The following is a 299-nucleotide window of genomic DNA, read 5'->3' as shown; positions in this document are numbered from 1 at the left end:
AGCTGGATTCGAACCAGCGCATGACGGAGTCAAAGTCCGTTGCCTTACCGCTTGGCTATAGCCCATCGAAATATTTATCTTCTTTTCAAAGACAAATGCTATTGTAACATAATGTCCAATTAAAAACAACTGCCAAATAGCAGAAGTTAAAATGGCGGTCCCGACCGGGGTCGAACCGGCGATCTCCTGCGTGACAGGCAGGCATGTTAACCACTACACCACGGGACCATTTGGTTGCGGGGACAGGATTTGAACCTGCGACCTTCGGGTTATGTGCCCGACGAGCTACCGTGCTGCTC

At 50.2% G+C, this 299-nt stretch carries 1 tRNA gene; it reads right to left on the bottom strand.

The features are described 5' to 3' along the window. Nucleotides 1-152 precede the first annotated feature (152 nt). Nucleotides 153-228: transfer RNA gene (locus ACSG5Z_RS30805), tRNA-Asp, on the bottom strand. Nucleotides 229-299 lie beyond the last annotated feature (71 nt).

It is taken from the genome of Bacillus pretiosus, from assembly GCF_051294775.1.
Classification (GTDB): Bacteria; Bacillota; Bacilli; order Bacillales; family Bacillaceae_G; genus Bacillus_A; species Bacillus_A wiedmannii.
This window is presented reverse-complemented; position numbering and strand designations above follow the sequence as displayed.